The organism is Spirosoma humi (assembly GCF_054776575.1).
The window spans coordinates 543,967-570,493 of record NZ_BAAHBR010000015.1 but is presented as its reverse complement, the minus strand read 5'-3'; the positions used below and the strand labels follow the sequence as shown (position 1 = coordinate 570,493).

27 protein-coding genes and 1 pseudogene are annotated in these 26,527 nt (G+C 47.5%); 12 read left to right on the top strand and 16 right to left on the bottom strand.

All coding sequences use genetic code 11. The features are described 5' to 3' along the window. Positions 1–104: 104 nt before the first annotated feature. On the bottom strand, positions 105–509 hold the full coding sequence (locus ACYU8Y_RS18695; protein WP_460939580.1) for a VOC family protein: 405 nt from the start codon (positions 507–509) through the stop codon (positions 105–107). Between the two features lie 211 nt (positions 510–720). Beyond that, positions 721–2,589, bottom strand: a complete 1,869-nt coding sequence (locus ACYU8Y_RS18690) for a MutS-related protein (RefSeq protein WP_460939579.1) — start codon at positions 2,587–2,589, stop codon at positions 721–723. A gap of 430 nt (positions 2,590–3,019) precedes the next feature. Between ACYU8Y_RS18690 and ACYU8Y_RS18685 the strand changes: the two genes are divergently transcribed. Both ACYU8Y_RS18685 and ACYU8Y_RS18680 read left to right on the top strand, forming a co-directional pair. Next, the gene (locus ACYU8Y_RS18685) at positions 3,020–3,613 is read left to right on the top strand and encodes a Crp/Fnr family transcriptional regulator (RefSeq protein ID WP_460939578.1); all 594 of its coding nucleotides are present in this window, start codon (positions 3,020–3,022) and stop codon (positions 3,611–3,613) included. Positions 3,614–3,658: 45 nt separating this feature from the next. Continuing rightward, the gene (locus ACYU8Y_RS18680; RefSeq protein WP_460939577.1) at positions 3,659–4,360 is read left to right on the top strand and encodes a lysostaphin resistance A-like protein; all 702 of its coding nucleotides are present in this window, start codon (positions 3,659–3,661) and stop codon (positions 4,358–4,360) included. Positions 4,361–4,741: 381 nt separating this feature from the next. Here ACYU8Y_RS18680 and ACYU8Y_RS18675 read toward each other — a convergent pair whose 3' ends face one another. Further along, a complete protein-coding gene (locus ACYU8Y_RS18675; RefSeq protein ID WP_460939576.1) occupies positions 4,742–5,197 on the bottom strand; it encodes a nuclear transport factor 2 family protein in 456 nt (151 codons plus the stop codon). 985 nt (positions 5,198–6,182) lie between these two features. Here ACYU8Y_RS18675 and ACYU8Y_RS18670 point away from each other — a divergent pair. From ACYU8Y_RS18670 to ACYU8Y_RS18645, 6 genes and pseudogenes are all read left to right on the top strand, one after another. Then, positions 6,183–6,614 carry an alpha/beta hydrolase-fold protein gene (locus ACYU8Y_RS18670; protein ID WP_460939575.1) on the top strand — a complete coding sequence of 144 codons (432 nt, stop codon included), beginning with the start codon at positions 6,183–6,185 and terminating at the stop codon, positions 6,612–6,614. Continuing rightward, positions 6,610–6,723, top strand: a pseudogene (locus ACYU8Y_RS18665) (alpha/beta hydrolase); the annotation flags it as partial. The gene ACYU8Y_RS18670 and the pseudogene ACYU8Y_RS18665, both read left to right, overlap by 5 nt. 39 nt (positions 6,724–6,762) lie before the next feature. Continuing rightward, entirely contained in the window at positions 6,763–7,455 is a 693-nt protein-coding gene (locus tag ACYU8Y_RS18660; protein ID WP_460939574.1) for a hypothetical protein, read from the top strand. Positions 7,456–7,573: 118 nt separating this feature from the next. Further along, positions 7,574–8,149: a cupin domain-containing protein gene (locus ACYU8Y_RS18655; RefSeq protein WP_460939573.1), complete on the top strand. Its 576-nt coding sequence runs from the start codon at positions 7,574–7,576 to the stop codon at positions 8,147–8,149. 331 nt (positions 8,150–8,480) lie between these two features. After that, a complete protein-coding gene (gene bla, locus ACYU8Y_RS18650) occupies positions 8,481–9,263 on the top strand; it encodes a BlaB/IND/MUS family subclass B1 metallo-beta-lactamase (RefSeq protein WP_460939572.1) in 783 nt (260 codons plus the stop codon). Between the two features lie 109 nt (positions 9,264–9,372). Further along, positions 9,373–10,119, top strand: a complete 747-nt coding sequence (locus ACYU8Y_RS18645; protein WP_460939571.1) for a DUF6597 domain-containing transcriptional factor — start codon at positions 9,373–9,375, stop codon at positions 10,117–10,119. 9 nt (positions 10,120–10,128) lie between these two features. Here the strand turns inward: ACYU8Y_RS18645 and ACYU8Y_RS18640 are convergent, their stop codons facing one another. From ACYU8Y_RS18640 to ACYU8Y_RS18615, 6 genes are all read right to left on the bottom strand, one after another. Then, on the bottom strand, positions 10,129–10,503 hold the full coding sequence (locus ACYU8Y_RS18640; protein ID WP_460939570.1) for a VOC family protein: 375 nt from the start codon (positions 10,501–10,503) through the stop codon (positions 10,129–10,131). 84 nt (positions 10,504–10,587) lie between these two features. Further along, on the bottom strand, positions 10,588–11,508 hold the full coding sequence (locus ACYU8Y_RS18635) for a helix-turn-helix domain-containing protein (RefSeq protein WP_460939569.1): 921 nt from the start codon (positions 11,506–11,508) through the stop codon (positions 10,588–10,590). Between the two features lie 71 nt (positions 11,509–11,579). Continuing rightward, complete coding sequence (locus tag ACYU8Y_RS18630) at positions 11,580–12,377, bottom strand: SDR family oxidoreductase (RefSeq protein WP_460939568.1); 798 nt, start codon at positions 12,375–12,377, stop codon at positions 11,580–11,582. Positions 12,378–12,613: 236 nt separating this feature from the next. Next, positions 12,614–13,465: a helix-turn-helix domain-containing protein gene (locus ACYU8Y_RS18625; protein ID WP_460939567.1), complete on the bottom strand. Its 852-nt coding sequence runs from the start codon at positions 13,463–13,465 to the stop codon at positions 12,614–12,616. A 6-nt stretch (positions 13,466–13,471) separates the two neighbouring features. Beyond that, positions 13,472–14,287 carry an oxidoreductase gene (locus ACYU8Y_RS18620; RefSeq protein ID WP_460939566.1) on the bottom strand — a complete coding sequence of 272 codons (816 nt, stop codon included), beginning with the start codon at positions 14,285–14,287 and terminating at the stop codon, positions 13,472–13,474. Positions 14,288–14,713: 426 nt separating this feature from the next. Next, entirely contained in the window at positions 14,714–15,052 is a 339-nt protein-coding gene (locus ACYU8Y_RS18615) for a winged helix-turn-helix transcriptional regulator (RefSeq protein ID WP_460939565.1), read from the bottom strand. Positions 15,053–15,154: 102 nt separating this feature from the next. Here ACYU8Y_RS18615 and ACYU8Y_RS18610 point away from each other — a divergent pair, with 102 nt between their 5' ends. Then, positions 15,155–15,544, top strand: coding sequence for a DoxX family protein (locus tag ACYU8Y_RS18610; RefSeq protein ID WP_460939564.1), 390 nt, complete (start codon positions 15,155–15,157; stop codon positions 15,542–15,544). A gap of 192 nt (positions 15,545–15,736) precedes the next feature. Here ACYU8Y_RS18610 and ACYU8Y_RS18605 read toward each other — a convergent pair whose 3' ends face one another. Beyond that, the gene (locus ACYU8Y_RS18605; protein WP_460939563.1) at positions 15,737–16,663 is read right to left on the bottom strand and encodes an EamA family transporter; all 927 of its coding nucleotides are present in this window, start codon (positions 16,661–16,663) and stop codon (positions 15,737–15,739) included. 102 nt (positions 16,664–16,765) lie between these two features. Between ACYU8Y_RS18605 and ACYU8Y_RS18600 the strand changes: the two genes are divergently transcribed. Beyond that, positions 16,766–17,404: a CGNR zinc finger domain-containing protein gene (locus ACYU8Y_RS18600; protein WP_460939562.1), complete on the top strand. Its 639-nt coding sequence runs from the start codon at positions 16,766–16,768 to the stop codon at positions 17,402–17,404. 366 nt (positions 17,405–17,770) lie between these two features. Next, entirely contained in the window at positions 17,771–18,262 is a 492-nt protein-coding gene (locus ACYU8Y_RS18595; protein WP_460939561.1) for a DinB family protein, read from the top strand. Between the two features lie 226 nt (positions 18,263–18,488). Here the strand turns inward: ACYU8Y_RS18595 and ACYU8Y_RS18590 are convergent, their stop codons facing one another. The 5 genes from ACYU8Y_RS18590 to ACYU8Y_RS18570 all read right to left on the bottom strand — a co-directional run bounded on the left by ACYU8Y_RS18590 (position 18,489) and on the right by ACYU8Y_RS18570 (position 23,179). Beyond that, positions 18,489–19,061 (bottom strand): hypothetical protein, encoded by a 573-nt coding sequence (locus tag ACYU8Y_RS18590; protein WP_460939560.1) that lies wholly within the window; start codon positions 19,059–19,061, stop codon positions 18,489–18,491. A 262-nt stretch (positions 19,062–19,323) separates the two neighbouring features. Then, complete coding sequence (locus tag ACYU8Y_RS18585) at positions 19,324–20,316, bottom strand: NADP-dependent oxidoreductase (protein ID WP_460939559.1); 993 nt, start codon at positions 20,314–20,316, stop codon at positions 19,324–19,326. Positions 20,317–20,375: 59 nt separating this feature from the next. Beyond that, positions 20,376–20,816, bottom strand: a complete 441-nt coding sequence (locus ACYU8Y_RS18580; RefSeq protein WP_460939558.1) for a MarR family winged helix-turn-helix transcriptional regulator — start codon at positions 20,814–20,816, stop codon at positions 20,376–20,378. A gap of 262 nt (positions 20,817–21,078) precedes the next feature. Continuing rightward, positions 21,079–22,479: a YncE family protein gene (locus ACYU8Y_RS18575; protein ID WP_460939557.1), complete on the bottom strand. Its 1,401-nt coding sequence runs from the start codon at positions 22,477–22,479 to the stop codon at positions 21,079–21,081. A gap of 4 nt (positions 22,480–22,483) precedes the next feature. Next, positions 22,484–23,179, bottom strand: coding sequence for a DUF305 domain-containing protein (locus tag ACYU8Y_RS18570; RefSeq protein ID WP_460939555.1), 696 nt, complete (start codon positions 23,177–23,179; stop codon positions 22,484–22,486). Positions 23,180–23,273: 94 nt separating this feature from the next. Between ACYU8Y_RS18570 and ACYU8Y_RS18565 the strand changes: the two genes are divergently transcribed. Beyond that, the gene (locus ACYU8Y_RS18565) at positions 23,274–24,401 is read left to right on the top strand and encodes a LytTR family transcriptional regulator DNA-binding domain-containing protein (protein ID WP_460939554.1); all 1,128 of its coding nucleotides are present in this window, start codon (positions 23,274–23,276) and stop codon (positions 24,399–24,401) included. A 214-nt stretch (positions 24,402–24,615) separates the two neighbouring features. Here the strand turns inward: ACYU8Y_RS18565 and ACYU8Y_RS18560 are convergent, their stop codons facing one another. Continuing rightward, the gene (locus tag ACYU8Y_RS18560) at positions 24,616–26,445 is read right to left on the bottom strand and encodes a glycoside hydrolase family 2 protein (protein ID WP_460939553.1); all 1,830 of its coding nucleotides are present in this window, start codon (positions 26,443–26,445) and stop codon (positions 24,616–24,618) included. Between the last annotated feature and the right edge of the window lie 82 nt (positions 26,446–26,527).

Sequence of the window (26,527 nt, the reverse complement as noted above, 5' to 3'; positions counted from 1 at the left end):
TGAATAGCTCCTCACAATAGGCTCCTAATCGAGACGAAGAAGCGTTCTCGTATCCGTTTTATTAAAGTGGCCTCTAACAAAAACGGATACAAGAATCAGCAGCACTATTTATCAAATTTTTTGAGGGCTTCAGCCGTAACCGGCGTGAAGAAATTTACCAGATTACCATCCGGGTCCCGGAACAGTAAGGAGCGGTTACCCCAGGGCATGGTCGTCGGTTTCTGAACGATCCTCTCGCCCAGAATGTCGGCTAACTTTTGATACTCCATATCCACATCATCTACCCGAAATTCGATAATAGCGGACTGATTACGGCCAGCCTGGGCTACGGTGTCTCCTCCGAACAGTTGTAGGGTACGCGTGCTGCCGATGGCTAAAGTGGCCGAAGGCGTCTGTAATTCGGCGAAGTCATCCGTATACTGGGTCATGGGTAGACCTGTGATCTGCTCATAGAAGCGAACCAGGGGCTTAATATCCGCAGTAATTAATCGAACGGAGATAAAATTCATAGAGGTATGTGATTTTGTTTTGAATCACACAAAGTAAAGTAGGTCTACTGACAGCCGTGTGTCAGCAGCGATCGCCTTATTTTCATCCTATTATTCGTCTCTCCAAATGCTCCCCAGTGAGCCGAACGAATATTCACGAGCCTGCTTCAAAAACTGGGCCTTTACCGCTACGATCTGGTACTTGTGTATTCACCTATTGGTAATAGGAAGCCTATAGAGACAAGTCTTCCAGATCAGATAAAATGTGAATACCACTCGCCTTCATTAAGGCGCTCGCATTAAAATCGCGACATAAACCCGGCCTGAGTTTATAATCAAAAAGCATCTCTGAATCCCGTAATTTACTATTGAAGCTGTAATTGGTGACCGCCAGGTAACTACTGGCCACGTTGGCTAATGTCAGATCATGGGTAGAAATTAGCCCAAAGGCGTTCAACTCCGTCAGTTGTCTGATTAGTGATACGCCCCCTTTGTAGCGATCCTGTGAGTTGGTCCCTTTGAACATTTCATCCAATAGAAACAATACCGCCTGATCGCTTTTAAGCAAGGTTAACAGTTGCTCAATCCGTTTCAACTCCGCATAAAATGAAGAAACCCCCTCCGCCAAATTATCCTGAGTACGCATACTGGTAAACAACTGTAGGGAAGATACCTGACCACAACTCATACAACAGGGAGCGCCTAGTAAGGCTAAAAACACATTAATCCCTAGGGTTCTGAGAAACGTACTTTTGCCCGCCATGTTTGATCCGGTTATCATGACGATGGCTCCGCGTCCCCTTAACGAAAAGTCATTATAAACGCGCTGGTCTGCACGGATCAAGGGATGGCCCAATTCCTTAAAATCGATCCAATAGCGTTCTTCCCTAATCTGGGGAAACTTAAACGTTGGATTGGAGTAAGCAAAACCAGCCAGACTACTGAACACCTCAAATTCACTAACCGCCCAAGCCCAGCTCTCCAACTTAAGTTGGTTTTTATGTTTCCAGTTTTCCGTCAGTAGTATCCAATAGATATCCAATAAAAATAAATTATTGAAAAGGCGGTAAAAATCATTTCCACCAATGGATGATTTCTGAGTGGCTCGATGTTGAAACACCTCCAGTATAGTCTTCAACTGATTGATTTCTACAACCGCTGAATAGTGATCTTGACGAAAACTGGCTTGTAACCCTTGGAGCACGTGGGATTTGAAGACCTCTGACTCGATTTTCTCAATGAGTGCTTTATAACCTGCCAGGGTTTTTACCTGATGGCGTAGGCTATCAATGATGTCTTCGGCCAGAGGCTTAACTCGTCTTAAGACCAATCGGTTAATCAGCAAGGCCAGAAGAAAGGGAGCCAAATAGCCACTTGAGAAGGAACCTCCCATATAAATAAATTCAACCAAATGGCGAATGAAAAGAGTAACTGTGATTATGGTTAAACAAGCGAGGCTAATGCCCAGAAGCAAATACGTTCGTTTACGAGGAAGTAACTGTACGGGCTTTTTGACCCAGCTCAGTAGTTGGGCGTAACTACTTTTGGTATTAGTAAACGGCATACCCGACGCCTGGAAGGCCTGTCTCCAATCTAGGTTAGGAGTCAATTCCCGAATAGCTTGCTGGCGCTCCAGGATTATGTCTTTAGCAGCGGGCTGAGCCAGCCATTGAGCTAATTGACTCATTCCCAATTCGGTGGTGGTTCGATTGAGTAATTGAAAAAGGGAATGCGTACCGAAAATGTCAATATCAGCCAGATAGGCATGTTGCCGGTCTATAAAGGCTTGTCCGGTAGGGAAATCGGTTAGATTGTTATCGAGCCGATCAAGTTCCTGCTGATTGATTTGTCGTAAGTAGGCAAAGCGCTGGCGTTGCAGCAGGGTTTGGTTATACCGCTTGTAAATCCAGCCAAAAGCTAGACTACTTAAGGGAATGATCGCTAGTAGCAGGCTGAGGAAGCGTTGATTGGCCAGTAAAAAGATTAGGCTGGCAGCACTCAGGAAAATGGTTAATCGAAGAATAGAAAGCCGCTGCAAGCGCTGATCGAGTTGATCAATAGTGAGCTCATAGTGCTGAATTCTTTGTTGATAGGTCATCATTCCAACTCGGAATTTAGTCAAGAAATAGGGGCTTTCCAGGAAGGATATTTTTCCATCATGGACTCCAATAATCCCTCAAGATAGTTTTTTACTTTTAGTTTACAGGAAAGTGCTGGTTTGTATGCATCTCTTAAAAACGCTCCCAATTTAGACAATAGAACATTTATCTGTTTGCTTCAAAAACTGGGCGTTTGAAGGGATATGACCTGATAGAAAAGCTATTTATTTCTTAGAGACACTAGATACCGGCTTGGCCTATTTCAGAGGTCATCTTGGCCTGATACCTCACCGACCATCGCGGGTTTATTCACACGGGTTGCTTTTCAGAGTAGTCGAGCTCTTAATGAAAAGGGTAACGTTTACCGGCGCTTCAGAGGTAGTAAGTTCAGGAATTCTGCCCAAATTGTCTGTTCATCGAATCCCATAAATTATGATCGCTAACCAGCTAAAAAAAGCATTTGACACCGTCATCGAATTGGATCAGCGGGTGTGGGAGAATTTCTCGAAACTAGGTACCGTTGAATACCTCCCCGCCGAGACTGTCCTGAAGCCGAGTGGGACAATCGAAAAACAATTTAGCTTTTTGCTCAGTGGAATCGGAGGGTTATTAATCTGGCGAAAAAATAATTACATCTGTACCGATCTTTATTTCGAGAATGATTGCGTGATGGATTACTCATCGTTTGCCTTCCAAACACCAACCGATACGGAAATTAAACTCTTTCAAGCTAGCTCGGTGTTCAGAATACCCTATCAGCGGTTTCAGGAAACATTCAAGCCCAACGCCTATGGCTATGCCGTGACATTGAAATCTCTTCAAAAGGCCTATAATGATAAGATGAACCAGCAGGTCGATTTGCTGTCTAAAACGGCGAAGGAACGCTACCTGGAAGCTAGTCAACTTCATAAGGATGTTGACCGAATTCCCTTGCACTACATGGCCTCTTATCTGGGGATCACCCCACAAAGCCTGAGCCGTATCCGATCGGAAAAAATCGCTCAATTACCATTTGGTAATTCGTAACCCCCCGGCTTGCCCTAGTTTTGTGCCGATGATATGGAGATTCAAATGAACACCCTAGATACAGGCATAAAATTACCCCTTTGGAAAGCCCTAAGCGTATTGATCGGCTTTCCTTTACTCTCTTACGGGTTATCCCTGATGCTGTTGCATCGAACGCTATTTTCGTTCACCGGATGGGATTTCTTTTCCGTTTTCTGGCTACTCATCACCGGCTGGTATGTCCTTCAAATCAGGATCGTCATCTCTATTCTCGCTTCGGAAGGATACACCCTGGCGGATATTGGCTATACACTGGATGCGAGCAGGTCAAAAAAACTATTCGTGGGCTACCTACTGGTCTCCATTCTCTTACTGATACTGGTAGAGGCCCTGTTACAATCAAATTCGGTTGATGCCTCCCGACTTTCCGATTTCGCCAATCTGACGCCAACCTCCTTACGCCAACGAGTTATCTATATATCGATGGGGCTGGCTGCTGGCCTTTCGGAAGAAATCGTCTATCGGGGCTTTGCGATTCGGAGTTTAATAGGTTACAAACTGAATAAATGGGTATCGGTTTTGGTAGCCACTATACCCTTCGTTTTCCAGCACGGTCTCAAAGCGATCCCTCAGTTTAGTTGGTTTTTTGGTATGGGGCTTCTATTTGGGATACTTTTTATGACCACTCGTCAGCTAACGGTTGGCATTATTATTCACTGGCTCGTTATCCTGTCTGCCGTATTAGCGATCCTAAGTAGTATCAATTGAGCCTTAGTTGTCTTCCCAATCATGGGCCTCAGGGCAGCAGCGGTAACGAATTACGTTCATACGATAGGATCAATCGTTATTCCCATGCGTGCATTCACCCTATAGTCTTCTTGTGGTTAAGTGAAGACGTTTACAACGACAGCCCTGAAAGGGGCTGTCGTTGTAAGTAGCGTAAAAAAAGGCTGTCGGTTGTGCTTGGTTCGTGATTCTCACTTCATAAATCTCACGAAACCGCTCCCCAGTGAGACGAACCACTACTCAGCATCAATGTCGTCAGGAATAGGGCCTTTCATGAATCTGGTTGACATTAATGACTGACTTTACTTTAGAAGTAGGCTCCGTCCGTTTATAACCTAGTCTGCCTTTTTATGATAATGCAGGCTAGGGCGAACAAATGATCGAGGCATGCCTGCCAATCTGTAACCACTGTCCATTTCGCTTCATCCACACATTGGTAAACCGGCGTTTGGTGGGTTGGCCTGCCTTCGCTTCCTGAAGATCATGCCTAGCCACAAACAACTCATACCCCATCGTAATGACCACATTCTCCTGTACCTGCGTGTGTTCAATGACTCGCTCAAACGAGCTGTAATCAATTAAGCCCTGCTGTTGGTTTTTGAATACAGCCGCTCGATTCGGGGCGACGGTATTGCGGGGCGTGGTAACCATAAAGTCAGGGCCCCAAATTTGGGTCAGTAAGGTAGTGTCGGCGGTCAAAATGCCTTTCACCCCGATCTGTTCCAAGTCATTGATGGTTTTTACAATGTCAGCTTTAGGCTGAGCGTAACTGACTAAACCAGCCAGCAGGAGAAGACTACTGAGTAAGACTCTGACCATGAATGTTGTCGGTTTTGAGCGGTTAACAATCGGCTGCTTTTGGGAGTAGACCCGGCAATCCTGCAAAGGGCTAAAGCATTCTTTCACCCAAATATGGTTTGTAACTTGGTAGGAAGTGAGTTTGCCTTAGTAAGCGGTAAAAGGAGGCTTGAGCATGTCTTAGGAATGCCTACCTATTGTTCAAGAACAAAATTTGCCGTCCGCTTCTCAGGGTTTGTTAGACTCCTAAATTACTCCCGCTTTGGACCCCGCTCAACCAGGTAGTGCGCTTGTGTGTATGTCGCTACGGATTGGCTGAAGGGGCTTTACTTAGTACGTAATAATGGGTTAGGGCTAATCGGATTTTCATCTTCGTCGCGAATCTAGTTAAGCATGGATTACGATCGACACCAGCTTTATAAAACCCTCCTACCTGGGCCTGGCGCCAGGCTTACTCGACCTGTCAACAAATTTGGCATCCCACCTTAATGCCAGGCGAACCCGTCAATGCTTTGCGTTCAATGCTTTTGGCAAAAAGGGGCGTTTCCTGCTGGTTGTGAAGATCTGACGAAAAGTAGAACTTACCATTTATAATCAATACTCGATTATTTCAACCTTCTTTTTTTTCTATTTCGGTGTGCCAGCCTAGTTTGGTTATTCCTTCTTTTTTGGCTTGACGTTTCAATCGTCTTGCTAGGATATAACTCCGAAGAAGCAGATCAATCTGAAGCCAACTATTCTTCCACCAATATTTTAGTTGAATCCATTTCATAAGCAGACAGGTAACACTGAGGGTAGACTCTTACGAAGAATGTTGTATAAGTGCCATCACGTTAACTAACCTGTAAACATACAAATAGATAGTAAAAATAATTAAAGTGGTTTCTTTGGTTGTTAGCGTTAGAATACGGCTACTAACTTGATGCTAAACCCCAAAAACCTAGCATTAACACCGCTACGTAACGATTCGTCAGCATCCTTGTTTCACTACTCTTTTTTGCAGCTTATGAAAAGTACGCTCTGGAATCCAATCCTAGTTTCGGTGTTTGTTACCTTATCCTATGTGGCTAAAGCTCAAAACAACAACATCGTTATTGGCCACATCGACAGCCTCTTCTCAAAAATCCTCAACGAGAAACGTAAAATATGGGTGCATCTCCCCGATAGCTACCCAAATGGGGTGTATGCCAAACGACGCTACCCGGTGGTTTATCTGCTGGATGGAACCAGTCACTTTTCGTCGGTAGTGGGCATGATTGAGCAACTCAGTAGCGTCAACGGCAATACGATTTACCCCGAGATGATCGTGGTGGGGATTGCCAATACCAACCGGCTGCGGGATCTGACCCCCACACCGGGGGGCGCAATGATACCATCGGCGGCAGACAGTACAAGACGTAAAAACTCGGGCGGAGGGGAATTAGTTCGCCTTCATTGAAGGCGAACTAATTCCCCACATTGACTCGCTGTATCCCACCGAGCCTTACAAAGTCTTCATCGGCCATTCGCTGGGTGGGCTGCTGGTCATCAACACGCTCATTCATCACCCAACCCTGTTCAACGCCTACGTGGCCATCGACCCGAGTATGTGGTGGGCTGATCAAAAGCTGCTCATTACCGCTAAGCAAGTTATAGCCAGCCGGAAGTACGCGGGGAAAGCCCTGTTTATAGGCATCGCTAACACGATGGAGTCCAGGATGGATACCTCACGCGTACAGGCGGATACGAGTGGCGCTACCAAACACATTCGTTCCATCTTAGCCCTGGATCGCTTACTGAAAGCCAATGGACAAACCGGCTTACGCTACCAGGGGAAATACTACGGCCTCGATGACCATAGCTCGGTGCCACTCATTGCAGCCTACGACGCGCTCCATTTCATTTTTGATGCCTACTCATTAAAGCTGACCGACCAGGACTATGAGGAAGACAATACCAAATTAGCCGATAAATTGACAACCCATTTTACGGCGGCAACCAGGCAACTGGGCTATACGGTAAAGCCTCCGGAAAGTTTGGTCAATGAACTGGGCTCTTATATGGTATCCCAGCAGAAGTTAAAAAAAGCCGAAAGTCTGTTCAAACTCAATGTAGCGAACTACCCAGCCAGTTACAATGCCTATGACTTGTATGGCGATTGCTTTGTGGCTCAAAAAGACACAATGAGTGCCATAGCCAATTTTCAGAAATCTCTTTCGCTGAAAGAAACGCCCGCCACACGGAAAAAGCTGACGGCACTTTTAGGTCGGGCCAGCCCGGCGCCAACAACGAAGAACTAGTTGGCCACGCCACTTATACAACTCTATTGTCCGCTGGCTAAACAACTTACTAACGGTGTTGTAAACCTTAGTTTATTCGCAGGAATGACACAATCTTGATACTATAGCCTGAATTGATATGCAACGGAATAGTTTCTTAAAGGCTGGTTTGGCGACAGCTACCTTTCTGGCTTCTCCTTTCTTGTGGGCAGCGGACACCCTAAAAAACTACCGCGTTGACAAAGGCTTTAAAGTCGATGCGGGGAAGGACCGATTTAATCATGCCATTTCACTTTTCGATGGCGATACCTTTATGACCAAGGTATCCACTAAAGACACCAATGGCGATCTGTACGTGTATGAGTCTACTCGCGTTAAAGAAGGAGGACCTGCACTTCACACTCATTTTGATCAGGATGAACTGTGGTATGTGCTGGAAGGGGAATTTCTGATTAAGGTTGGTGAGGTGATCCACCAGGCCAAGGCTGGTGATAGTGTGTTTGGTCCGCGAAACATACCCCATTGTTTTGCCAAAATAGGCCCTGGTAATGGCCGGTTATTGATGACCTTCCAGCCAGCGGGTAAAATGGAGGAATTTTTCCAAAAGGTAAGCGAAGGTGCACTTAAAACGATGAGTGAAGCTGAACAGGATAAATTCCGAGAGGAGCATGGGTTTAAACGGGTTGGTCCTGCCATTAACCAGTTAAAAAAGTAGCGTCGAGGAGGGATAGATACAGGCAGTTATACTTGGTAGGCTACGACTGGTAATTGGCAGTCATTGAAGCAGGCGGTTAAAATAAACACCCACAGATATAGGGGGCGTTTCAATTGGGGAGCGATTTGACTGGTTGCCTTTTATTGACCGGATAGCAACATTTTGACGGTTTTCAACCCAATCTCATTAATTTTGGCGTTGTCTGGAGCCGTATTTAGTCTGGAGCTTCATAAGTTGATTAGTCTTTACGCCCTCATACAACACGCTCACGTTTAACATAATAAAAATTCATAACCGCCGTTTTGCGCCCGGCCGATTTCAAAACAACGAAATGCGATTACTCTTATTAGCCATTACACTTGCTTTCTCTTTGACTTCAGTTTACGGACAGACCAACTCAGATCGACTTAAAATTGAACACTTAACAGGCAATTTTTATGTCTATACGACCTACAGCACCTACGAGGGAGACAAAATACCAGCGCATGGTATGTACCTGGTGTCTGATGACGGGGTTGCTTTGTTTGACACCCCTTGGGATACGACCCAATTTCAGCCCTTACTAGACAGTATTAAAACCAGGCACCATAAAAACGTGGTTATGTGCATTGCCACCCATTGGCATAGCGACCGAACCGAAGGGCTTGAGTACTATAAGCAGCAAGGTATCAAGACATACACCACTTTTCGAACGGATGAGTTGAGTAAAAAGAACAACCAAAAGCGGGCTGAATTCTTACTGGATAAAGACACCACATTTACGTTGGGGCAATACGCCTTCGAAACCTATTACCCGGGCGAAGGGCATACGCTTGACAATATAGTAGTGTGGTTTAGCCAGGAAAAAATTCTTTACGGTGGTTGTTTGATAAAAGGAGCCGATGCGGAGAATTTGGGCTACTTGGGTGACGCCAATGAAGCCGAATATGAGACAACGTTAAAGCGAGTCAGAGAAAAATGTCCCCATCCCAAGTTTATCCTGGTGTCCCATCACGACTGGAGAAATTTGAACTCGTTGAAAAACTCAATAAAATTGGCTAAGCGACTGCGAGGCAAGAAAACGAGAGCGATGGGATTCTCCCTGTTTAATGGCCGAGGTAAATCGCTTCGATAAAATCAGCGCATTCCAGAAATTCGACCCCGGTGAGTATGCTGAGTGCTGCCACTAGTTTTATCGCGAATTAGCCCTGAGGAGAACAAATCCAGCGACCCAACTAGCATTCATGGCCATCAATTATGACCAGCAACCACCCAGCGAGCCACTTAAAGACTTCATCTTTACGTTTTGGAAGACGCAAAATAACAGTGAATCCGAACACCATTACACGGTTTTGCCCGATGCGGGTATCGAATTAATCACGTCCATCTTACCGGGTAAACCACCTCGAACCGATTTGTTTGGCCTTTCTACTCACATTGTCGATATAGCCATTCCTGCCGGGACTGTCTTATTCGGCATTCGATTTAAACTCTTAGCCGTCGAGTACCTTCTACAAACTGCCCTACCAACCAATTCTATTCAAGAACTGTCAACCAGTTTTGGAGGTGTTGAACTGAAAGCAGAAACACCATTGCCTGGTTTTATCGACTCGCTCAATGCGTATTTACATTCGCAAATCCATTCGCTGACGATTGACCCAAGAAAACAGAAGCTTCTCAACATCGTCTACAACTCGAAGGGGGCTGTTTCAGTCCGTACCTTAGCTCTGGAAACGGGTTGGGCCGCTCGACAGATCAATCGATATTTCAGCACTACCTTTGGCTTACCCCTGAAGGAGTATCTGGAACAGCTCCGCTTTTTCTCGTCCTTACCCCAGATCGGTGAAGGCGATTTTTACCCCCAAGCCCACTACTACGATCAGTCTCATTTTATTCGACAAACCAAAAAACATACGGGTCATACGCCCAAACAACTCTATCAGCAGCGGGCTGTTCGATTTGTTCAATTAGGGCACTACACCCAGGACTAATTTGGTGGCCTACTCAAATGAGGCCGGAATGACACTAATTTCGATGAGCAAACTGTCGAAGTGGAAATAAAAACCAAACGTCTTTCGTATGTTTTTGGGCTCGCTCTCAAAAACGACATTTTCAGTCTTTAGCTTCTCATAAATAGCGATAACTGTTTCTTTATCGGGCTGATAAAAGCCAATATGGAAATTTTCAGGATAGTGCACGGTAGCCTCCTGGTTAAGTTTTGCGGACCAAAGCACCAGGGCGAATTCATCGGTATTGGTCAAGACCGCAATGGCATCTTTTCGATTCTGGATGCAGGTAAACCCGAAGTGCTTTTCGAATAAGTTGATTGCCGCAGGAATGTCGGTAAGGACGATATTGATATGATTTAGTTTCATGCGATTTGTCAGTAAATGATGCCACAAAGTTGGTCTTTGTATAGCCTGACAAATTGGACAAATCGGACATTTTGATGAGGTTAGTCAGTTAAAGCTTGCTCTAAACTCCACCGGCGATAACTGCGTTTTTGATTTGAATAGCTTGCTGAACGATTGGGGGTGTTCAAAACCCAATTGATAGGCTATTTCGCCAATACTCAACTCGCTGAGCATCAATACTTCCTTGGCCTTTTCAATGAGTTTGTTGTGGATGTGTTGCTGGGTGTTTTGTCCCGTAAGCGCCCGGAGCATATCGCCCAAGTACCTGGGCGAAACATTCAGTTCATCGGCCAGATACTGAACCGTTGGCAGGCCGTTCACTAAAGCTGTTTCGTCGTTAAAATAACGATGCAACAAGCCATCAAATCGTTCCAGAAGCGCGCTATTGATCGGTTTGCGGGTGATGAACTGGCGTTTGTGAAAACGCTGGCTATAATTTAGCAGCAACTCCAATTGCGAGATGAGGACATCCTGACTGAGGTCATCAATAGCCGTTTCCAACTCCTCGCCTATGTTTTTGGCGATACCCGTAATGATTGTTCTTTCTTTATCCGAGAGGTGCAGCGACTCAGTAACTGAATACGAGAAAAAACCGTAGTTTTTAATTTTAGTATCCAGCGAATAATGTCTCAGAAAGTCGGGATGCACCAGCAAGGTGAACCCTAAACTCGAATCAGCGGTTTGAACGCCTGTTAAGGGCTGACCGGGCGAGGTGAAAAACAGACCGCCTTCATCAAAGTCGTAGGTCGTTTGGCCGTAGCGCATGCGGCAACCGGCCGATTCGTTGTAGGTAATGTTGTAAAAATCCATCACAAAAGTGGTGGCCAACATCTCACCTGTAATCCGTACGTTGCTATAGTCGAGCAGGCTAATGAGCGGATGCAGGGGCTTCGGTAAGCCAAAAGCCCGTTGCATTTCAGTAATCGACTGGAAGACGCGCGGTTTGTTTCTTTGTTCTCCTTTCATCACTCGTTGAAATTCTTGCCGGTACACACAAGTAACACGGTGTACCGGCAAATCAATCCCCATACTTTTAGCTACGTGTTGATGATCATTTGTTTAATGCCTTCTCGAAATGCTTCATCGCCTACGGCAAGTCGCTGGGCATACAAGGCTTTTGCATCTTCACCGCATACATAGCGCAATGTATTTGTGCCATCGGTGGCGGCTCCGTACACCACCTGGGCAATCTGCTCTGAGGTAGAAACCGCATCGGTCGTGATGGCCGCCTGGAACTTGCCTAGCAAGGTATCATAAGCCGGATGCGAAGCAATCACAGATTTAGCGCCTATTTCGGTAGCTACCAGACCGGGTTCAATTGTTTTGATGCCAATGCCGAATTCGTTCAACTCAAACGAGAGGCTTTCGCTCCAGCCTTCCAGCGCCCATTTGCTGGCATCGTACATCGAACTGACGGGAAAGCCCATCAAGCCAGCCGACGAACCAGTTGTAATAAAAAGTCCCGCTTTCTTCTCCCGGAAATAAGGAATGAACGCCTGAGTAACCCGGACAACACCCAGAAAATTGGTTTCCATCTGGCGAACCAGCTGGTCATCGGTAATGGCTTCCAGCGCCCCTAGCAAGGCATACCCGGCATTGTTAAACACCACATCAATGTCACCCATTGCCAAGGCTTTGCGGGTAGTTTCTTCAATTTGCCGGCGGTCTGTCACATCCAGGGGCAGCAAGGTAACGTTCTCCAGCAGGTTCAACTCAGCTTCAGCCTCTGGCTTACGCATGGTAGCAATTACTTTCCAGCCTTTAGCCGCAAATAGTTTTGCCGTTGCTTTACCAATTCCGGTCGAAGCGCCGGTAATGAAAATGGTCTTTGTCATTGCTTTTCGTTTGTTATTTTCGAAAGACAAAGCTCCTATACCGGCCTTCTCGGCTTGTAGTGAAACTGGAAAATTTCGTAGTCAAATTGGTGAGTAGCCTTTTTCGTGAGCTGCTCAAACAGGTTTATAAAGGACAAAGAAGTCAATTTGTCTCAGGTAGGGGCCTTTGACGAGACGATTGTTTCAACACATGTCGAGTGGCCAGCCGGGGCTGACCGTCGATACCGCTGGCCAGTTTATAGGAGCTTTCCACTCGTAGCCTGGATCGTAACATCTGTAGGGTGTGGCAAATCCGAAGCGTTTACGCCAAACTTCTTTTTGAAGGCAGTCGAAAAATGGGACAGGTTTTCGAAACCAACCTCCAAATACACCGCTGAGGGACGAAGGGCTTGCTGCGAAATTAGATAGTGGGCTTGCTCCAACCGCTTGGTCTGTAACCACTTGTCGGGCGTCGTATCGAAGATCTTGGTAAAGTCCCGTTTGAATGTGGAAAGGCTGCGGCCTGTGAGTTTGGCAAAAGAGGAGAGAGGAATGTTGTATTGGTAATGATGGTTCATATACGTCTCCAGATCGATCTTATAGGGTTCCTGAAAATCAAATAAAAAAGGTTGAAAACTAGCCCCCGCCTGGAGCAGTAACTCAAGAGCTTCGCCCGTTTTAAGGGCCGCCAGTTTTGCCGTAAGTTTTTGCGGATGATCGATATAAGGCAATAGCGAATCGAAAAAACCTTTCAAAAACACATTGTCGGTTAGGTCAATCATCGCCTGACCTTTATACGCCCCTTGTTTTACAATATTATTTTCTGTTGCATACTGGTGTAAGGCGTTTTGGTCAAAGAAGAGGCTGATCAACGAAGGCGGTTCACCCCTTGGGCCCGTTTTTTTAAGCTTTTTGAACAACTGGTTTCTACGCATTAAACAGATGGTGCCTTCTGTCATGACGAAGGTACCTTCGTTTGAAAAATAGTGCGATTCCCCCGACAGCATGATGCCTAAAGCGTGGTCGGGAAAATAGTGTTCACTACGTTGTGCTTTTTGATAACCACGCGAATACAGGATATTATGTTGAAGAATGAGGTTGCTTTCCATGGGTTCTCAGTTGAGTTGACTCATGATTAATTTGTCCATGAGCTTATCGGATAAAATCTTTCTTAAGAATAACAAAACCCTCGAATTCAGCTCGTTGGCCACATATCTCGTTCTTGGATTTCTGGCCTCTATTCCCTTTCTAATCAGTTTAGCTATTTCGATTGGTTCTTGTATGTTGTTCGCTAATCGGGTAAACACATGATGCGTTTTAGTCGCTAAGTCTTTATAAGCGGTATGTCCCGATACCTTTAGTAGACCATCCGTAGCAATGGTTCCCCATTCCGAGCGCGTAGCTCCCGGCTCTACAACAATAATGTCGATGCCAAATTCCCTCACTTCATTTCGCATGCTATCGCTCAAAGCTTCCAATGCAAACTTGCTGGCGTGATACCAGCCCCCTAAAGGGAAAACAATCTTACCACCCACTGACGAGATGTTGATAATCTTGCCGTATTTGTTTTCCCGCATTTTGGGCAAAACCAGTTGTGCCAACTGCATTGCCCCAAACACATTTACGTCGAGTTGATAGCGTGCGTCTTGAATGGATACGTCTTCAATGGCGCCTTCCAGACCAAAGCCTGCATTGTTCACTAAAATATCAATGCTTCCGGCTTCATTCAGGATTTGGGTTACACAACCCGCAACACTTTCTTCTTTGGTAATGTCCAACGCTATTGGTTTGATGCCGTAAGCGTTGAGGTCTGCCATCTTGTCCATCCTGCGTGCAGCCCCATAAACCTGGTAGCCGTTTTGGGCCAAATAAATGGCGGTTGCCTTGCCGATTCCTGCCGAAGCGCCCGTAACTAAAACTGTTTTTGCCATGATTATTAAGTTTTTATGAGGCAAAATTAGGGTACGCCAGTCGGGAGAGGTTTTCTTAAAAGTCCATATTTGTTTGCTGAAAAGTTCAGTGTAAAAAACTCATTAATAGGGGTGGCACTCGTCCGTACCGGTTACTATCACCAAATGTCGAGAACGATACCGAAGTTTAGTCGGTAAACGGGTAAAAGCCTTTATTAACTCATCCAGGCTAGGCTGTACCTTAAGGTTTAATAGACACAACGTTTGAGGAGGTAGTTTCATGGCCTGAGCCTGCTAAAATGAAGAAACCAATTACTTACTGTAATTGGCTTGGAATGGCATACCATTACGTAGATGAACGTTCTTCAGAACCGCACCAGGCATACTTATTTTTATATAGTGTGATTAGAGGTGCCTGCAAGGCCCTGACCAAATCGGTTAAACAGATTAGTCCTGTATAATTTTGCTTCGGTGGATGAGGCCCCACTTGTGCAACTCATCAATGACAGCCGCCAAGGAACGACCATGTGTTGTAATCTCATAATGTACTGTCGGCAACGGTGTCGCTGATGCCGTACGTTTCACGAGCTGATTGACTTCCAGAAGCTTCAACTCTTTCGATAGTGTTCTATCTGTAATGCCGTTGATTTCTCGACTCAGCTGGTTAAACCGCTTTGGACCAGAAGATAAAAGAAACAGGATCAAAAGCTTCCATTTTCCCTCAAGCACTTCCAGGGCATCTTTGATCGAAAGTAAACTGGCAGGACATGTTGTTCCGTTCAACATAAGTATAAGCACTATCTTGGTGGATAGCACTATCTGTTAGGATAGTACCATTAACTGAAAAGCAAAGGTAAATAGATTTGTATCCATCAACCTCTGCTAACGATGAGTTACTTACGCCCGTCTGCCAAGCTTTTACATATTAGTTTATGGATAGTCCAAATTCTACTGGCTGCTAGCTTAGGCTGGGCCGCCTGTATGAAACTGTTTAAGCCAATTGATCAACTAGCCGCCATGTGGCCCTGGACGGCTCAACTCCCTTATGGATTCGTTCAACTAACCGCCTTATTTGATGGATTAGGGGCCATCGGTTTAGTAATACCAACCTGGCTCAACGTTCGCCCCCGAATGACATCCCTGGCAGCGCTCGGTGTAATTGGGCTGATGAGTAGTGCCGTTGTCATGCACCTTATTCGGGGAGAGGCCTCGTTAATTGGGGTCAATCTGGTTTTTATGGGTCTGGCTGCTTTTGTGGCCTGGGGTCGTGCTTCCTAAATACAGATGCTCTTTAAGGTTTTTAAAGCGTTCACTCGCAAGCGATGGCCAACGCCCCCAGATTCGGTTGACCTATCCGTACTGGAAACGAAGCGCCTTACCCCGCAGGTGCATCCAGGCGTGGAGTCCTAATTTTATCATCATATCAGCCGTGGAAACCGTCAGCCTAAAAGACCCGCCCTCCAGGCCGTGTCAATGATCAGCACGGGTTTTACTGAGTTGGGTAAGGACTACGCCCGTAAGGACCACTACGAGGGCAATAAGCTGAAGACCAGCCACTGGCTCATCAGCGACCAGCCAGCCAATCAACACCGCAATAAGTGGATTTATATATGTGTGGGTACTAACGATGGCTGGCGGCTGGACGGTAACCAGCCAGGCGAAAGCTAGGTAAGCGATTAGCGAACCGAACAGGATCAGAAAGGCCAGGCCACCCCAGGCTTGCTGACTCACCGCTTGCCACTCAAACCCGTTCCACTCGCCGTTGACCAGGGCAATAAACGCCGAAAATACGCCGGCCGCTACTAACTGAATCGTTGTATGCCAGAGGCTATAGCTACCGGTTTTTATCCTTCGCGAGGCAAATAAGGTGCCGCTTACCCACAAGACAGCTCCTGCCAGAACGATTACTGTCCCTAGAAGCTGATTAGCCGATTGGCCTTCATGAGGGGTACTCGCTGGCGAGAACTGGGCGAAGAGGACAATGCCCACAAAGCCAGTCAGCAGACCGGCGATAATCTTTTTATCCCTAAAATAGAGCTTCCAACGCGGATAGTCCAGCAGGACAAACCAAAGCGGCTCAGTCGCCACGATAACAGCGGCTGAGCCGGAGCTGATATACTGTTCAGCGACGACGACCAGGCCAGAGCCACCCACCAGCATCAATATACCACTGATGGCTAAGTCCCGTATCTCCTTCCCCTGAGGAAAAATCTGTTTTTTGCCAAAGGCAAGGACGGCCAGTAACTGGCTCGCAATCAAATAGCGAAGAGCGGAAATAATAAATGGCGGAATGGCTTTGAGGGCAAATAGATTGGCCAGATAGGTTGTCCCCCAGACGAAATAAATGGCGATAAAGGCCAAAATTAACCAAAAACGAGGAGCGATTGCTTTGTTCATAGTATAACCCTTAAAGTGGACTTTAATGGTATGAATTATAGAGTAGAAACTATAACCGTCTAAACTTGTTTTAGGGGTTAGATAATTTGTTTGTGTTTTATTATGGGAAAGGTTAGTACGATTGCCGAAATGGACCTGGCAGGTGGAGTGCCCTGTCTTGATTTTGTAAACACGGCTCTCAACGATGAACTGCCGGTGGAACGGCTCCATAGCTATACCGACCTGCTAACACTCGTCCACCGCTTATCGCTGTTGGATACAAGTACACTAGCCGCTTTGAAAAGATTAGTCGATCAGAATCCGGAGCAGGCTGAGCGTGTTTTGCAGAAAGCCCGTGAGGTCAGGCAGGCCATGTTAATTGTCTTTACAGCCCTTACACGAGGTCAGTTGCAGCAGGTTACTGCGCCTGTGTTACGTTCCTTTAACGAATCTATCCAGGAAGCGCTCGGTGAGCGTGGATTTTCTATTCAGGAAGGCAGCCTGGTATTAAGGTGGGAACGGCCTGAGAAAGGACTGATGCAGGCCGTTTGGGTGTTCAGTTTGTCGGCTTATGAACTACTGACGACCAAAGCCCAGCACCTGATTAAGCAATGCGGAGCCTGCGCATGGTTTTTTCTGGACGAAACCAAGAACCATCGCCGGAAGTGGTGCGATATGCAAACCTGCGGTACCAACCAGAAAGCCCGGCGCTATTACCAGCGAACAAAACAGGGAACGGTTCTTAATAGGAGGGAGGATTGATACCGGGATCTGATGGGTTTAATAACGGCTAAGGTTCATCAACATGACGTGGCAAAGTGCTCCTCTTTTAAATGCATGGGAATGATCCCGGTTGAGAGTCAATAACGTTTCAACGCTGCTTACCGGATCCGACAGATAGTAGTTGATAAACGTTAAAAAGGCAATGCCTTATTAACCTCTCTTATTTGAGACAAGTCAATCTTTATTGTACAGCGGCCTTTCTTGAAGCAGTAGAGGACGCGAGCAAATCAATTTAGTGGTTACTATCTACTTTTCTCAACAGAACGCTTCTGACGAGACGAAGTATCTTTACGGTGTTTCAAACGCTTAATCAATCGCATTCGGATTTACTACAATCTGTCTCTTATGAGTAGCTCATTACGTGAGGACCTATGGAATCAATTTGGGGCTAGCATTGATATGTTAGAAAATGCCATCAAAGCATGCCCACCAGTAGGCTGGGATACAAACGCCAAATTTTGGTATAATGCTTACCATTGCCTGTTCTTCCTGGATTACTACCTGACCTTGGACGTAGAAAACTTCAGGCCACCAACCCCTTTCACCCTCTCCGAATTTGAGGAGGCAATGCCTGAACGCGTTTATTCCCAACACGAGCTGTTAACCTATTTGCAATTTTGTCGAGTGAAATGTCATGACTTGCTGGCTGGCTGGACCGATGAACGGGCAAAACATCGTTGGACAAACGTATCAGGCAGCATGAACTACTCACTGACTGAAATCTTGTTGTACAATATGCGGCATGTTCAACACCATGCTGCTCAGCTAAATTTAGTACTGCGCCAAACGATCGATGACGCACCAGACTGGGTTTTTCAAGCCCAGCTACCTCTATAGGCAAGGCATTTTTGGTCTACTTCACCAAGTCACTACGTATACAAGCGTATGCGCTTACCTGGCCCGCGAGGTCGACGGTCAGCCACTGCTGGCCATCTGGCAGTTGTCAATTAATCATCTCGAAAAGCGCTGATTTTACTAGCTGTCCACTGATTCTGCTCCGGAGTACCCGCCATCGCGGCTCGATCAACGGGAGTACGCCCTGGCTAATGCTTAAAAAAAGTAGTTAAGGCAACTTGGTTTTAAACGAGCCATTCTGAAAATGAATGGTTTCAGCTGCATCGGATGTCGGCTGCCGTCGATTGTCTCTTATTAAAGTAACATCGAAGCTACCCTCAATTTCACCGCTTTTTGGATCATACTTAGTAATCTCAATAGTACCAGCCTTGGTTAAATCGGGTTGATATTGATCTCGAACTACGTCACCTCCAATTAAGGTTGTAAAGCTCACGCCTACTTGGTTGGAACCCGCTGAGCAGGGCTGATAAGTTGAAAGGGTGTGCACGCCAACCGCTAGAGGTATTCTGGTGAAGTCAAGTGATTGGTCCCCGCAATAACCTACACAATTGGCGGGAGCTAGTAAGCGAGCTCTGGGATAAGATAATTTGTTTTGAATACGCAGATTAACTGAATTCAGTCCACATGAGTCACTAGGAGTTTTCCAGGCAGTCGAAAAACCACTCCAGGATTGTCCATTCAAGATAGCCTTTGTATCCTCACCAACTTGAGGATCTGGCGTAGATTTTGAGCAGCCTAAAAGCCCAACCAATGCAATCAAAAACCACTGGAGCGTCTTCATAAAATTGTTTTTTTTAGCTAGACCAAGATCGAGTGGCAAGCGTTGGAATAGACCGCTGTATAAGTGTATATTGGGTAGCTATAGTGCGAAATGGCTGTCCAGATAGTCGTATAACATCGGCTCTCCCAATCCTCCATGCTTATGGCACGGACTCTTTAAAGGGATGAATTTTGAACGAAACGGCAAAACTACCCGAAGTTGGTCTTAGCCCGCCCGAGCTTAAGAGGAGGAGTCATGCGGTTTGACGGGCGTCACCTGACTCTTAAATTTCAACGATCATTTTGCCTTGATTCAGCCCCTCAAACAAGCCGATAAACGCGTTAGGAAGATTTTCAAAGCCCTGCACAATGGTTTCTGAGTAAGTTATCTTTCCTTGCTGCAACCATTCCTGTAATTGATTAATGGCTTGCGGAAAACGGCTTGAGAAATTAGCAATCAGAAATCCCTGAATACGCAGAAATTTATATACGACTAAAGGGAGCAGACTCGGGCTTAGGGCAGGCGTTGTCTCATTGTAATCAGAAATAGCTCCGCAAGCGATGATCCGGCCATAAGGGTTGATGTTGGCGATGACAGCCTCTGAAATCGGACCGCCGACATTGTCAAAATAAAGATCGACACCGTTGGGGCAGGCTGAAGCGATGGCTGCGTTTAGGTCGTTGGAATCCCTGTAATTGACCGCTTGGTCAAAGCCAAACTTCTTTTTTACCAGCTCTGCTTTCTCCTCGCTGCCCACAATGCCCACCACCCGACAACCCAGAATCTTTCCGATCTGACCGGCGATACTTCCCACCGCACCGGCAGCCCCGGATACAACCAGCGTTTCCCCCGGCTTGGGTTGCCCATAGTCCAACAAAGGCAGGTAAGCCGATAAGCCGGTAATACCCAGTACACCCAGATAGGCCGATAAAGGCGCCTGATGGGGTTCGATTTTCGCTAAGCCATGGCCCCCGGCGATTTGCAACTCCTGCCATAACAGGTAGTCACTCACGTAGTCGCCCTGACTGAAATGCGGGTTTCTGGATTCCTTAACCCGAGCAATGAGTTTTGACGTGATGGGTTGCCCAAGTTCAAACTGTGGTTTTTTGGTGCCCGACATCTTACCCCGCAGGTAAGGATCTACCGAAATGTATAAAGCTTCGAGCAAGAGCTCCCCCTCGGCAAGCCCGGGAAGCTCCTGGGTAACCAGTTCGAAGTCGCCTGGTTTGGGTAGGCCCACTGGACGATTTTTTAACCGGATCGTTTTCGTTTTCATAATTAAATTAACCATGGAATTATAATCCATGGATTGTAATGGGTTAAAAAAATTACCTCTTACGCTCTGAACTCATCGAGCAGGTCATTGAGTAAGACGGCCTTGTCGTGGCTTAGTTCATAGTCGACTGCCTGAAAAAGCGTTCGCCCTTTACGGGCCGCTTCAGCTCCTTTTTCCGTAAGAAGGATATGAACAACCCGTTGATCCGAGGTGTTCCGGTCTTTCTGAACCAAGCCTTTTTCCATTAATTTATTGAGTAACCGGGAAACGTTTGGCATTCGATCAACCAGCCTTTCCCGAATGAAATTGACTGTGGCCCGGTGCTTTGGCTGTCCCTTTAAAATCGATAAGACGTTCAACTGCTGCAACGAAAGATCTAACGGTTTAAGCGCAAGCGCATACTTATTGGTCAGCCAATTGGCCGTGAAGATGACGTTCATGGCCGCTTTTTGTTGCGCATTCTCAAAACGCGGCTGATTTATCTCGTCTTCAATAGTCATAAACGGAAAAGAGTCTACTTGCCAATCCGGCCGTGAAGCTGTACTCCTGCAAAGGTAAACTTAAAATAATCTTCCGTGGAATATAATTGCATGGAAGATTTGATAGGGAGGCATTACCTCAGTAAGCAAGCGTAAAATCAGCTTTATTCGTTTCGGCAAGTAGGTTTTAAGTAGTTAGTTTAGTAACCGGGGCCGCTTCACCGTGGCGCGGCCCCGTGTTCGCCAGGGGAACATCAAGACAAGCTTTCCAAGGGATTACTGTTTACGGCTTGTCCAGTAAGAAAAGTTGGTTCGTTCGATTATCAAGTAGGATAATGTGCTGGTAAGTAGGGGCCGTCTGGTCCTGAACCGAGTGCACTAAGCCGGTTGACTGGCCCATGTATCGACCCTTTTCATCGGTATGGAATTGATTAACTTCGTAATCAGCCGCGTAGGGAGCCTGTGTCGAACGACTCAACGCCAGCGTGTACGAGCTGTTAGGCTGTAAATTAGTAAAAATCTGCTCCACTAAGTCGGCTAGGCCAATGGGGCGTATAGCCAGCCTGCCTTGCCCTTGCTTGCCCTGATCCGTTGGTTTCAGTAGGATGATTCGGGTAGCGGTTGAATCATATAGTGGCCTTAAGTTAGCCTGGTTGTCCGCATCGGTGACGGCATTTTCGGCGTATACCAGGGCCTGTGGACTTTGCCCGATCTTGACCGGCGGCAGCGGTTGCCGGGTTTCCAAATTAATACCCTGCACCTGATCGGCATACTCCAGGCCAACGTACAAAAGTTTGCCGTCCGGAGCCGCCCATAAACCATGCGGAAGTGCGCCTACGTTGATGGTGTCCGTTTGGCTGAAATCCTGTGCCGGGTCAAATACCCGAACTTTGTTCTCGCCCCCTACCGTAGCCAGCATCTGAAGCTTTTTCGCTACGTAGGTAAACGTTACGTGATTGGTGATGGCCCCTGTGTTGATCACCTTGGCGATGCGTTGGGTTTTAGTGTCCAGCACCGTCACCTTGCCCACATCTTTGTGGGTGAACGCCACCCATTCACCTTTGGGGCTGGTAAAAATGTTGGGCGAAAACGGACTGACAACGGGTATTTTTTTTATGATCTGGTAGGTCGAGGTATTGACAATATCAAGCTCAGGGGTAAAGCTGGAGCACACATAGGCCAACTTCCCATCGGGCGAAAACGATACCATACCGGGGCCATCCGCAACCGGTACCTGCCGGATCTCTTTCATGCTGGCCACATCGATAACACTAATGTAAGCTTCCCCCCGCACCGAAACCCAGACTTGCTGACCGTCGGGTGTGAAGGTCGGCTCATGGGGCGAACGCCCGACGTACACCGTTTTCAATACCTTGTTGGTCTGGGTGGAAATAAAGGTAAGGGAGTTGGAACCGATGGACACCACCGCCAGCAGCTTTTTGGCTGGCAGGTAGCGCAGGCCATGCACCAGCGCCTGCCCTCGGTATAGGGGCGACAGGACGTTTGGGTAAGGTTTGCCCAGGTCTATCTCGCCCAATAGCCGATTCGTAGCGGGGTTGATGACCGATACCGTGTTGGATACTTGATTGGCCGTATACACCCGGTCGTGAGCGTACCGGGATTGGGCCAGGGAAGGGACGCTGCTGACCAGCAGCAAACCGAAAAGAAGCTTCTTCTGATTCATCGTCTTAGTTTAAATAATTTGTCATCTGGTCAATTTCAATCTGCTGACTGGCCATAAGCCCTCGGGCATAGGCTACAATAACCGGCTCATCGCTGAATTGCAGAACGACTTTTGCCATGGCAAGAGCCGCTTGATGGTGGGGCCTCATAACCGCTGTAAACGCTCGATCCGTGTCGGACAGCGCTTTATCTGTCGGCAGGGCGTTCATCATTACATCCATCGTTTGCTTCATGGCGGCCCCGAAGGCAGCGGGTGGGCGGGTGGTGTCGGCCCCGACCTGTTTCAGCCAGAGCTGCATTTGTCCGATCTCGCTTTGTTGCTCAATCAGGATACTCTTGGCTAATTGAATCATCTCCCGGCTGTGACCGTTCGCTATTTCATAGCTTGCCATGGCGATGGCACCCTGATGATGGGCCAGCATTTGGTGCAGAAAAGTTGCCGCCGGCGAGTTGCCCACGGGTGCCTGGTCCATTTGCACCATCATCGTATCCATCATGGCCAGATAAACGTTTTTAGTAGCGGGTGCAGGCTGGGTATGATGGGTGTGCTGAGCCTGGGCCCACGGATTAATCAGGACGAGAACAAAAAGTAAGCAGGCTGTTTTCATGAGCATCCGTTTGTTACTGTACGAATAAGCTTCGTAGTTTGTCTGACAAAGATGATAGTCCGAACGTAACGCATATAGAGAAATGGATGCCAAAGGGGAAAAATGAACGGTGAAGCCGAAAAAAACGCGCTGAAAAGTGTTGCTTGAGACCCGATTTCTCCGGACATCGTCTGGAACATTCTATGAAATGAAAAAAGAAAAGGTATATCTGTACACCGTGCTGGCGCTCTCGCTGATTATCCTGTTGACTAGTTTGTTGACCTTAAATTACCTGTTCTCCAGGGTGACCAACCAACTGCTCGAAGCGCAACTGGAATCCAGCAAACGGGAGATTCGGGAAATTCAGCGGCTGCTGGAAGGGCAGCTGAGTAGTGGTATTGGGAAAGAGCAGGTGGCCGCCAGTTTGCAGAAAAGCATAGAAAATACAGATACCCAAACCGGCTTTGTGTGTATGTACAACACGGGGGGTAAGGAAATCTGCCACCCCGATCCGAGTCGAATCGGCCAGCAGATCGACAAAGACAATTCGGTGGTCAGACCCATTACAGGCAGTGACAGCCAATCGTTTTATGAATTGCTTAACGACGGGAAAGCCGCCGGAGGCTTGCGAACGTTTAGTACCGGTGGGCGTGGATCGGAAATTATTTATGTGCAACCCGTTGCTAAGACGGGCTGGATGCTGGCCTCCCATGCGAACCTGCAAGCCATTCACCGACAGATTGATGAGCTGCGTACCCAGTTTTTGTTAGCTCAGGGACTTGCCGGTACCCTGATGGTTTTGTTGTCATTTCTGGCCGTGCGGTGGATTGGTAATCGCTACCAACAGCAGTTGGAAGGGGAAAAGAACCAGCTAAGCGATGAAGTCAAAAGCTTAACGGCCCTTAATGCCAGCCTGGTGAGTTATCAGTCGAAAGTTCAAAACGAGCCGGTTGAATCAGCGGTCGAGGGGCAGGCCATCCCGGCGGAAGAAGCGGGTAGCCGACGCCGGATTCTTACTTACTGGAAAGACGAGCTAGTCGTGATTGGCACCGATCAAATCGCCTACTTTCATACCGAACAGTCCCTGACCCACATTTACTGCCAGGATGCTAAGGTATATACCAGCAACACGAGTCTGGATGAACTTCAGAAGGAACTCGATGCTGATCAGTTTTTTCGGGCCAACCGGCAGTTCCTTATTTCTATTCGGGCCATCGAGAAGATTTTTCTGTATGGCAAACATCAACTGAAAATCGCCATTAGCCCCCCGCCACCGGAGGATATTCTGATCAGTAAAAACAAAGCGGCCGAGTTCAAGCAATGGCTCAACAGTTAACTGGCCGCTGTTGATAGCCAGATACTTCGGAGTCGTCAACTTGATGATCCGTTGTTAGTTGGCGTTAATCCAGGGGGCGTTCTGACAAAAAAGAGATTACACGCAGCCATTTTTGACTTCGTGTAATCCGTGATCCTATAGCTACAATGGGCCTCGGCCGAGCTTGCTTGGCTAAGCGCTGTTTATTTTCAGGGAGTGAGAAGTAAAATAAGCATTACTCTTTTCTGGGTACCATCGTCAAGCCCGCTTGGATGACGGCCTGATTGACGGCTCGAATTCGGTCCGTATCCATTTTTTCTACTTCCCGATCATAGGTGAGCACCCCGTTTACTTCGTGCTCAACGTCCGTGGTTTGGGTGTAAATGGCTACGCTCAGCCCCCGGTAGCGCATCAATTGTTCGACCTGATCAAGCAGCATAACGTAGCGGTCGGTCAGGGCCGTTTTAGTGGGCTCATAGGCGTAGGCATTATTCTCGACGGGCCACATGTGCCCCCGGACAAACAAACCCACACCCCCAAATTCGCCCAGCGAAGCCGCCCGTTTTTCGTCGGGTTCCGAGGCTTTATAGGGACCTACGTAAATGTGTGTATCCACAAAATCACCGTTCTTAGGGTCGCCGTAGGCTTGTTGATAAGGCGGATTGTTATTGAAACCCGAATTACCATTGACCAGCCGGGACGGATCATACCGCTTGACCCAATCCGTGATAGCCGCCACATCGAAAGCGCCCCAGTTTTCATTGAAGGGCACCCAACAAATAATCGACGGTGAATTATAGTGGTCATCCATGATGGCTTTCAATTCGCTACGAAAGGTGGTCCGGGTGGCCAGGGTGTCTTCGTTGGGATACCAGATGGCGGGCATGTCCTGCCACACCAGTAACCCCAGCTTATCGGCCCAGTAATAAAATCGCTGGGGCTCGGTTTTCATATGCTTACGAATAAGGTTATAGCCCGCTCGTTTGGTATACTCAATGTCGAATTTGAGAGCCGCTTCCGTTGGTGCGGTCAAAATACCATCGGGCCAGTAGCCCTGGTCGAGCAGGCCAAGTTGCATAACAAACTGCCCATTGAGCAAAGGGCGGACAACGCCATTGACTTTCCCCAGCTTAACATCCCGCATGCCAGCGTAGCTCATCACCTCATCCGATACGCGCCCGTTGGCTGCTGTCAACGTAAGTTTTACATCATACAGGAACGGAGAATCTGGCGACCAGGGTTTAGGGTTGGCAATGGGCACCGAGAAAGCCGTTCCTGCCCTTCCTTCGGCCCTGGCCACTTCCTTTTTTCCTTCCAGCACGACCGCTGTAATCCGGGTGCCCACACTGGCTTTAACGTCAACGTTGAGCATCTTGCCCGCCAGATTTGGTAGCAGCCGTACGGTTTGGATGTAGTCGTGGTTGACCGGTTCGAGCCATACGGTTTGCCAGATGCCGGAGGTAAAGGTGTAGTCACCCCGGGGACCATTTTTTCCCGAAGGCGTCCGTCCGTCATTCGGATCATAAGCGGCCACCACCAGGCTGTTGGCACCAGGAGCCAGCATAGCGGTGATGTCGAACGAAAAGGCATCATAACCACCCGCGTGGCTGCCCACTTTCCGGCCATTGACAAACACAGTTGCCTGGTGATCGACGGCCTCAAAGTGCAACAGGATCTGCTTATCTTTCCAGGCAGTGGGCACGGTAAACGAACGCTGATACCACATGTTGATTTCCTGCTTTCGCTGGATACCCGACAGCACCGATTCAGGGCAATAGGGCACTCGTATTTTCTGGGTCGTAGCTGGGAAGGCCAGGGCACTGGTAGGGTTGTTAGCCGACGCGATCGCCTGGCCACCCTGGTAATTCCAGGTGCCGTTCAGGCATAGCCACTGGCTACGCTGCAACTGTGGGCGCGGATAGTCAGGCAGTGGTATTGGGTCCGCCAGGGCTGCTTTTGTCCAGCGGGTTGGCAACTCGGCAACCTGGGCATAAACGCCTTGAGTGGAGCAACTAAAACGAATTAGAAGTAGCGAGACGGCAACAAAGAGACGGTGTTTTAACATACGAGGTCAGGTACTAGGGAAGTAGGGTTCATTCTCAGCCAAAAGTAGGCACATAACGCTGAAAACAGACAAGGGAGCCGGT

What these genes read in the sequence shown, in the direction of transcription:
- ACYU8Y_RS18685 (WP_460939578.1), top strand. Translation starts at nt 3,020, where the DNA reads ATGATCGCTAACCAGCTAAAAAAAGCATTTGACACCGTCATCGAATTG.
- ACYU8Y_RS18610 (WP_460939564.1), top strand. Translation starts at nt 15,155, where the DNA reads ATGAGTTACTTACGCCCGTCTGCCAAGCTTTTACATATTAGTTTATGG.
- ACYU8Y_RS18620 (WP_460939566.1), bottom strand. Translation starts at nt 14,287, where the DNA reads ATGGCAAAAACAGTTTTAGTTACGGGCGCTTCGGCAGGAATCGGCAAG.
- ACYU8Y_RS18655 (WP_460939573.1), top strand. Translation starts at nt 7,574, where the DNA reads ATGCAACGGAATAGTTTCTTAAAGGCTGGTTTGGCGACAGCTACCTTT.
- ACYU8Y_RS18615 (WP_460939565.1), bottom strand. Translation starts at nt 15,052, where the DNA reads ATGTTGAACGGAACAACATGTCCTGCCAGTTTACTTTCGATCAAAGAT.
- ACYU8Y_RS18590 (WP_460939560.1), bottom strand. Translation starts at nt 19,061, where the DNA reads ATGAAGACGCTCCAGTGGTTTTTGATTGCATTGGTTGGGCTTTTAGGC.
- ACYU8Y_RS18675 (WP_460939576.1), bottom strand. Translation starts at nt 5,197, where the DNA reads ATGGTCAGAGTCTTACTCAGTAGTCTTCTCCTGCTGGCTGGTTTAGTC.
- ACYU8Y_RS18690 (WP_460939579.1), bottom strand. Translation starts at nt 2,589, where the DNA reads ATGATGACCTATCAACAAAGAATTCAGCACTATGAGCTCACTATTGAT.
- ACYU8Y_RS18680 (WP_460939577.1), top strand. Translation starts at nt 3,659, where the DNA reads ATGAACACCCTAGATACAGGCATAAAATTACCCCTTTGGAAAGCCCTA.
- ACYU8Y_RS18625 (WP_460939567.1), bottom strand. Translation starts at nt 13,465, where the DNA reads ATGGAAAGCAACCTCATTCTTCAACATAATATCCTGTATTCGCGTGGT.
- ACYU8Y_RS18630 (WP_460939568.1), bottom strand. Translation starts at nt 12,377, where the DNA reads ATGACAAAGACCATTTTCATTACCGGCGCTTCGACCGGAATTGGTAAA.
- ACYU8Y_RS18575 (WP_460939557.1), bottom strand. Translation starts at nt 22,479, where the DNA reads ATGAATCAGAAGAAGCTTCTTTTCGGTTTGCTGCTGGTCAGCAGCGTC.
- ACYU8Y_RS18580 (WP_460939558.1), bottom strand. Translation starts at nt 20,816, where the DNA reads ATGACTATTGAAGACGAGATAAATCAGCCGCGTTTTGAGAATGCGCAA.
- ACYU8Y_RS18595 (WP_460939561.1), top strand. Translation starts at nt 17,771, where the DNA reads ATGAGTAGCTCATTACGTGAGGACCTATGGAATCAATTTGGGGCTAGC.
- bla (WP_460939572.1), top strand. Translation starts at nt 8,481, where the DNA reads ATGCGATTACTCTTATTAGCCATTACACTTGCTTTCTCTTTGACTTCA.
- ACYU8Y_RS18645 (WP_460939571.1), top strand. Translation starts at nt 9,373, where the DNA reads ATGGCCATCAATTATGACCAGCAACCACCCAGCGAGCCACTTAAAGAC.
- ACYU8Y_RS18605 (WP_460939563.1), bottom strand. Translation starts at nt 16,663, where the DNA reads ATGAACAAAGCAATCGCTCCTCGTTTTTGGTTAATTTTGGCCTTTATC.
- ACYU8Y_RS18565 (WP_460939554.1), top strand. Translation starts at nt 23,274, where the DNA reads ATGAAAAAAGAAAAGGTATATCTGTACACCGTGCTGGCGCTCTCGCTG.
- ACYU8Y_RS18560 (WP_460939553.1), bottom strand. Translation starts at nt 26,445, where the DNA reads ATGTTAAAACACCGTCTCTTTGTTGCCGTCTCGCTACTTCTAATTCGT.
- ACYU8Y_RS18660 (WP_460939574.1), top strand. Translation starts at nt 6,763, where the DNA reads ATGTGGTGGGCTGATCAAAAGCTGCTCATTACCGCTAAGCAAGTTATA.
- ACYU8Y_RS18635 (WP_460939569.1), bottom strand. Translation starts at nt 11,508, where the DNA reads ATGAAAGGAGAACAAAGAAACAAACCGCGCGTCTTCCAGTCGATTACT.
- ACYU8Y_RS18600 (WP_460939562.1), top strand. Translation starts at nt 16,766, where the DNA reads ATGGGAAAGGTTAGTACGATTGCCGAAATGGACCTGGCAGGTGGAGTG.
- ACYU8Y_RS18695 (WP_460939580.1), bottom strand. Translation starts at nt 509, where the DNA reads ATGAATTTTATCTCCGTTCGATTAATTACTGCGGATATTAAGCCCCTG.
- ACYU8Y_RS18585 (WP_460939559.1), bottom strand. Translation starts at nt 20,316, where the DNA reads ATGAAAACGAAAACGATCCGGTTAAAAAATCGTCCAGTGGGCCTACCC.
- ACYU8Y_RS18640 (WP_460939570.1), bottom strand. Translation starts at nt 10,503, where the DNA reads ATGAAACTAAATCATATCAATATCGTCCTTACCGACATTCCTGCGGCA.
- ACYU8Y_RS18670 (WP_460939575.1), top strand. Translation starts at nt 6,183, where the DNA reads ATGAAAAGTACGCTCTGGAATCCAATCCTAGTTTCGGTGTTTGTTACC.